The sequence below is a fragment of the Nocardioides sp. P5_C9_2 genome, assembly GCF_054049555.1.
Map to the genome: position 1 here is coordinate 1 of NZ_JBFUMD010000236.1, position 5,822 is coordinate 5,822.

The window sequence follows — 5,822 nt, forward strand, 5'->3', positions numbered from 1 at the left end:
CTCTACGAGGACACCGCCGCCGCCTTCGCCGGGCTCGGCGCCCGGCACCTCGTGCTGGCCGGGGCCGGGCACCGGGTGCAGGACGACCCCCGGGTGACGGCGCTGCTCCGGGAGCACTGGCGGTCCTGACCCGCGTGTCGGCCTCGGGGGTCTGGGCAGTCGGGTCATTCCTGCAGTTCCACCCGGGTGCGTGGAAGTGCAGCCTCGATCAGCGGCACCAGGCAGAACTTCCACGCAGGTGCGTCGGCCTTCACCTCCCCCTGGGGGAGCCGTGCAGGCGTCAGCGGTTGCGGCGCCAGATGCTGGCGTTGAGGGCGGTGGCGAACCCGACCCACGCGGCGTACGGCGCGAGCGCGGCGGCCGCCCGATCGTCCACCGCCGCGGCCCGGCGCACGAGCGCCACGTTGAGACCGTTGAGGGCGACGATGACTGCGAGCCCGCCGGCCGGCGACCGTCCGCGGAAGAAGGCCCAGTTCCACCCGGCGTTGGCGACCAGGTCGGCCGCCGTCAGGGCCAGCAGACCGCGCCGCTCCTCGGATCGGGCCTGCTCGACCATCCGGCCGGTGCCGTAGGCGATGGCGGCGTACAGCGGCGTCCACACCAGCGGGAACGCGACCGGTGGCGGCTGCCACGGAGGCTTCTCGATCGACTCGTACCATTCGGAGGCCGGGTCGGTGCCGAGGCTGCCCACCCCGGCAGCGGCGGCGGTCATCAAGGACGTCCACACGGTCCCGCGCATGTCCCCTGTGTACACCTCCGTCGGAGGCCCGCCCCTCGGAGCCGGCTATCCCGGTGGGACGAGGTCCTTGCGCATCAGGACGTTGGTGTGGCCCGGCGGGTAGTCCACCTCGCGGCCGTACTCCAGATAGCCGCAGCGCTCGTAGAACCCGGGCGCCTGGAAGTCCCAGGTGTTGAGCTTGGCCCAGCGGCAACCGCGACGCCGCGCCTCCTCCTCGGCCGCCGCCAGCAGCTCGCGGCCCAGACCCTGTCCGCGGAGGCCGTCCTCGACCCACATCGTGTCGACGGTGAACCACTGCCACAGGTCCTCCGTCGAGCCGGTGCAACCGCCCAGCACCCGGTCGCCGCGGCAGGCGTAGACCCCCAGCGGGCGCGAGGGCAGGTGCTGCGGCTCGAACCGCTCCCGCACGATCGGCGACCTCCGCTTGTTGTGCGCGACGAGCCCCTCGGTGACGACGTCCTCGGCCCGCTCGTCCGGCCCCACCCGCAGCACCCACCCGGTCTCCATGGGCACACCCTCGCCGCTCCCGAACGGGCTGGCAACGGACTTCTCGGGTGCGGCTCAGCGCAGCCGGCTCCAGATCCCGCGCTTCTCGCGGGGCTCGCCGTGCGGCTCGCCGGTGGACTCCCCCGCGGGCGCGGACTCCGCGCCCAGCTCGGAGGGGACCGGCTTCTTGAGCTTGCCGTCGTAGCGCGGCACCTCGCGCTCGGCGGTGGCGACGAAGCCGGCGTCGGCGGCCGAGATGCGGCGTACGCCGTAGACCAGGTCCAGGGCCTCGTCCGAGGTGCCGAGGGCCAGCCAGGTGGCGCGGCTCAGCGCGGCGACCCGCTCGAGGCGGCCCACGCCCTCGATGACCAGGGCGCCGTCGTGGGTGCGCTCGAGGTCCTCGACCAGGGCGAGCAGGGCCCCCGGGGCGGGCGCGAGCGCGGGCGAGTCGAGGGTCAGCCGCAGGCTGGAGCGGCTGCGACCCCCCGGCACGCCAGCGACGAGGGCGACGCGCTGGTCGTCGCGGTAGGAGCGGTGCACGATGCGCGTCTCGAGCAGCGGGTCGGCCAGCGGGTGGAGGCGCTCCTCGTGCAGGGCGGTCCAGTCGCCGGTCAGCACCACGCGCAGGTCGTCGAGGGTGGAGTCGAGGACGGCGTCGACGCAGCCCATCACCTCGTCGGCGTCGTTGGTCATCGCGAGGACGACCTCGAGGTACGGCGTCTCGTAGCGGCGGCCGTGCGCGTTGCGCTTGGGACGCATTCCGGGCACCAGGTTGGCCAGGTAGGCGTCGTTGTAGCGGTTGACCTGGTCGCGGCGCTCCATCACGTGGGAGCGACCGAGGTGCCACGACCTCGCGGCGTGCTCGGGGACCAGGATCCCGCCGGCCTCGCCGAGGCGGTGGCCGAGCTCCATGTCCTCGCCCAGGCGCAGCGTGGTGTCCCAGCCACCGGCCTCGTCGAGCAGGTCGCGGGACAACGCGAAGGTGGCGCCGACGAACGAGCGGAAGGCGCGCGGGCCGGCCAGGGTGAGGTCCTCGGTACGCCGCCACATGCCGTCGACCCACTTGTGCGGCTCGGCCGCGTGCCAGTCCCACAGGGTGGCGACCTCGCCGGAGGCGACCTGGTCGCGGGTGGTCGCCGGGTCCTGCGCGAGCAGTCGCTCGGGGTCGACGAAGCGCTTGGTGCCGGCCACGACGGCGTAGTCGACCTCGTGCAGCCAGCGCAGCTGGGCCTCGAGGTGGTCGGGCCACAGCAGCATGTCGGCGTCGACGAAGTAGAGGAGCTCGCCCTCGCTCGCGCGGCCGGCGACCTCGCACGCGCCGGCGCAGCCCCAGCCCTCCTCGACGCGCACGACGCGGGTGCTGTCGGGGGTGACCGGGGGCAGCACGACGGGCGGGGTGCTGCCGTCGTCGGAGACCACCACCTCCATGAGCTGCGACGGGTAGGTCTGCGCGGCCAGGCCGGCGAGCACGTGCGGCAGGGTGCGGTGGGAGTTGTACGCCGGGACGACCACGGTCACGGTCCGGGTCGGCGTCCAGGCTCCGACGTCGGGAGGGGTGAGGACGTGCCACTCGTTGCGGCGTACGACGGGCTGGTCCCCGCGGGGGGACACGGGCGGGGTCATGGCAGGTCCCGCTCGTCGACCTCGAGCTCGCGGCTGGCGTGGAAGCCGGTCCACTCCCGGTCGACGATGCCGTCCTTGCGGAAGGAGTCGGCGTCGACCTGCCACGTGTGCTGGCCGGCGGCGAGGCGGCGCAGCACGTAGCCGAGGCCGTGGGTGCGGTAGATCCGGCCGCCGGCCGCCTCGATGCCGCTGAGCAGCTGGGCGTCGACGAACCTGCGCACGGGCCGGAAGCCGCCCACGCCGCGCACCACGTCGCGATCGACCATGATCGTGCCGCCCGCGACGAAGCGGTTGAAGATCTCCGTCGGGTGGTTGCGGCGGGTGGTGATCCCGAGCTCGGCGAGGTGGACGAACTCGCTGGGCATGCCCACCACGTCCGCGCCGCTGTAGCGGCGGGCGAGGAGCAGGTCGACGACCGCGTGCGGGCCGTACCAGTCGTCGTCGTCGACCTTGAGGAGCACGTCGCCGGACGCCGCCTCGTACGCCGCGTTGAGGACGTCGCCGAAGAAGGTGTCCTGGCTGCGCGGCACGAGCACGATGTCGCGGTCGGGGAGGGCCGCGCGGACCCGCGCCTCGTCGGCCTCCCAGCCGTGGGTGGCCAGCACGAGCTGGAAGTCGGCATCGCGCTGGCGGGCCAGCTGACGCAGCGCGAAGTCGAGCTGGTGGGGGCGCTTCGTGGTGAGCAGGACGCTGACCTGCGGGCGTGCGACGTGCCGCACGCCGGCGCGGGCCGCCAGCCGGGCGCGCCAGGCGACGGTGGAGTGCTCGAGCAGCGCGGCGCGGCGGGTGGTGACGCTGTGCTCCTCGCGGGCGAGGGCGTCGTCGAGGTCGGGCTGCTGCGCCAGCGCCTCGGTGAGGGTCGCGCCGAGCGCGGGGTCCGCGCCCGTGGCGAGGAGAGGGACGCCGGCGGCCGCGAGGTGGGCGACGGTCTGCGGGTCGGCCGTGGTGAGGTGGACGCGGAGGCCCTGGACGTCCCTGAGTGCCGCGATCGCGGCCTCGGTGAGGGGCTGGTCCGGTGCGAGGTCGCGGACCGGCTCGGTCCACTCCTTGCGCCACCCGCGCGGGTTCACCACCATCTCGTCGACGGGCTCGAGGCCCGGGTCGGAGACCACCGTGGGGGCGCGGTCGATGACGGGGTGGACCTGCGGTCGGGCGTCGTTGCGGCTCACGACCACGTCTGCGGGGACCACGATCTCCTCGTCGCCGGCTTCCGCGGCGTCGTCGAAGCGCTGGGCCCGTACGTCGAGGCCCGCCGCGGGCTCGCGGTCGGCGTACGCGACGACGACTCCCCCGTGCCCGGTGTCGACACCGGGGACGGCCTGACGGGCGAGCTCGGCCAGCACCACGTGCGCGCCGATGGGCTGGGAGAAGCGCAGCACGGTGAGCACGCCGCGGTCGGCCTCGCGGGCCATCAGCGAGGTGAGCGGCGGCCACTCGGGACGCGGGACGAGGACCAGGGGCTCGGTCGCGTCGGTGAGCCAGAGCGCGACGACGCGGGTCTGGCCGACCCGGCTGATCGTGGAGGCGAGCCGGCGCAGGGACGCGCGGTCGGCGGTCATCCACAGCACCGACTTCCACCCGCGGCCGATGTCGGTGGTGCCTGCCATCGTCGTGAACGTGGCACCGGCCGGTGCCAGGTCGGCGGCGGACGCGTCGTCACCGATGACCAGGAGCGGTTCGGGGGAGGTGAAGCCGTCGAGGGGATGACCGGAGAAGGACACGCTCATCGCTGGGCCTCCTGCTCTCGCGGGGTGCGTTCCCGCAGCGAGGCGGGGAGGCTGTGCGTGACCAGCGGGCGGGGCTGCTGGCGCAACCAGGTGCGGGTGACGTGGTCGATGATGTGGACGCCCTCGGGCGCCTCCACGCGCACGAGGCCGCCGAGCGCCTCGGCGCGGCCCGCGCGGATGGCCTCGTCCACCTCGAACTCGCGCAGCTTGCGGTAGAGCCGGGTGTGGGTGAAGTCGACACCCTCGGTGCGCCAGTGCGCGTACTCGTCGGCGTCGAGCCACTTCACCTCCACGCACAGGCCCTGCTGGAGGACGAGCCGTTCGACACCGGTGGGGTACTCGCGCAGCTCCCAGTCGAAKGCCTTCACGAAGGTGAAGTCCGGACCCATGGGATAGACCCACGGCTCGAGGAAGCGCAGCGACAGGTCCAGCCAGCCGGTGCGCTCGTCGACCACGGTGAGCGGGTGCCGCGGCATGGAGACGATGGTCTRCGTGGTCTCGAGCTGCCAGGACAGGTCGCGGAGGATTCCCGCGCCCTCCGGCGTGAGCACCATGTCGCCGTCCCACTTCATGGAGTACGACGTCCGCACGTGGCTGAAGCACCAGTTGTAGAAGTGGGTCAGCGAGTGCACCGAGGTGGCGGGGGTGGCGAGGTGCTCGCCGCCCGCGCGGGCCACGGCGTGCGGGTAGGTGAGGCCGGTGAAGCGGTCGCTCGCGCCCAGGTCGGCGGCGATCGACTCCGCGACCTCGAGCGTGCCGTCGGTCGAGCCGTTGTCCACGAGCAGCACGTGCTGCACCGCCGAGAGGATCGGCGGCAGMACCCACGGCAGGTTGCGGGCCTCGTTGCGCACCCGGAAGACGCAGGTCAGCCCGGGCGCGAGACGCTCGCCGCGCGACCAGGGCCACGTGACGTCGTAGTCGGTGAGCCCCTCCAGGGAGGGGATGTCCGGCGTGGTGGGCGGCACGGGTGGTCCTCAGCGCTCCCGGCGCAGGGCCCTGCGGAGGCCGCGGCGAGCACCCTCCGGGACGATCGCGCGCACCGAGTGCGGCACCCGGTCGGCGACGCTGCGGGGGCCGCCCGCGGCGTGGTCGGCCTCGACCTGGCGACGGGTCTCGGCGGCGGCGGTCCGGCGCTGCGCGAGGGTGGTGGAGTGCGCGAACGCCTCGGCGTCGGCGTACATCTCGCCGTAGGCCACCCGGAGCTGGTCGCTGGCCTCGTGCGCCGCGGGGGTGTCGCCGCCCTCCTC

At 74.1% G+C, this 5,822-nt stretch carries 5 protein-coding genes and 1 pseudogene; all 6 read right to left on the reverse strand.

From position 1 onward, the window contains the following. Positions 1–280: 280 nt before the first annotated feature. Positions 281–739, reverse strand: coding sequence for a TspO/MBR family protein (locus ACXJKL_RS12605; protein WP_457207391.1), 459 nt, complete (start codon positions 737–739; stop codon positions 281–283). A 45-nt stretch (positions 740–784) separates the two neighbouring features. Continuing rightward, a complete protein-coding gene (locus ACXJKL_RS12610) occupies positions 785–1,246 on the reverse strand; it encodes a GNAT family N-acetyltransferase (protein ID WP_457207392.1) in 462 nt (153 codons plus the stop codon). Positions 1,247–1,300: 54 nt separating this feature from the next. After that, positions 1,301–2,848 carry a glycosyltransferase gene (locus ACXJKL_RS12615; RefSeq protein ID WP_457207393.1) on the reverse strand — a complete coding sequence of 516 codons (1,548 nt, stop codon included), beginning with the start codon at positions 2,846–2,848 and terminating at the stop codon, positions 1,301–1,303. Further along, entirely contained in the window at positions 2,845–4,575 is a 1,731-nt protein-coding gene (locus ACXJKL_RS12620; protein ID WP_457207394.1) for a glycosyltransferase, read from the reverse strand. Before ACXJKL_RS12620 ends, ACXJKL_RS12615 begins: the two co-directional genes overlap by 4 nt. Then, positions 4,572–5,540: a hypothetical protein gene (locus tag ACXJKL_RS12625; protein ID WP_457207395.1), complete on the reverse strand. Its 969-nt coding sequence runs from the start codon at positions 5,538–5,540 to the stop codon at positions 4,572–4,574. The genes ACXJKL_RS12620 and ACXJKL_RS12625 overlap by 4 nt, the downstream gene beginning before the upstream one ends. Positions 5,541–5,549: 9 nt before the next feature. After that, positions 5,550–5,822, reverse strand: a pseudogene (locus ACXJKL_RS12630) (sulfotransferase family protein); the annotation flags it as partial.

Excerpts from the sequence above, each read along its gene's own strand:
- ACXJKL_RS12605 (WP_457207391.1), bottom strand. The coding sequence starts at position 739 with ATGCGCGGGACCGTGTGGACGTCCTTGATGACCGCCGCCGCTGCCGGG.
- ACXJKL_RS12620 (WP_457207394.1), bottom strand. The coding sequence starts at position 4,575 with ATGAGCGTGTCCTTCTCCGGTCATCCCCTCGACGGCTTCACCTCCCCC.
- ACXJKL_RS12610 (WP_457207392.1), bottom strand. The coding sequence starts at position 1,246 with ATGGAGACCGGGTGGGTGCTGCGGGTGGGGCCGGACGAGCGGGCCGAG.
- ACXJKL_RS12615 (WP_457207393.1), bottom strand. The coding sequence starts at position 2,848 with ATGACCCCGCCCGTGTCCCCCCGCGGGGACCAGCCCGTCGTACGCCGC.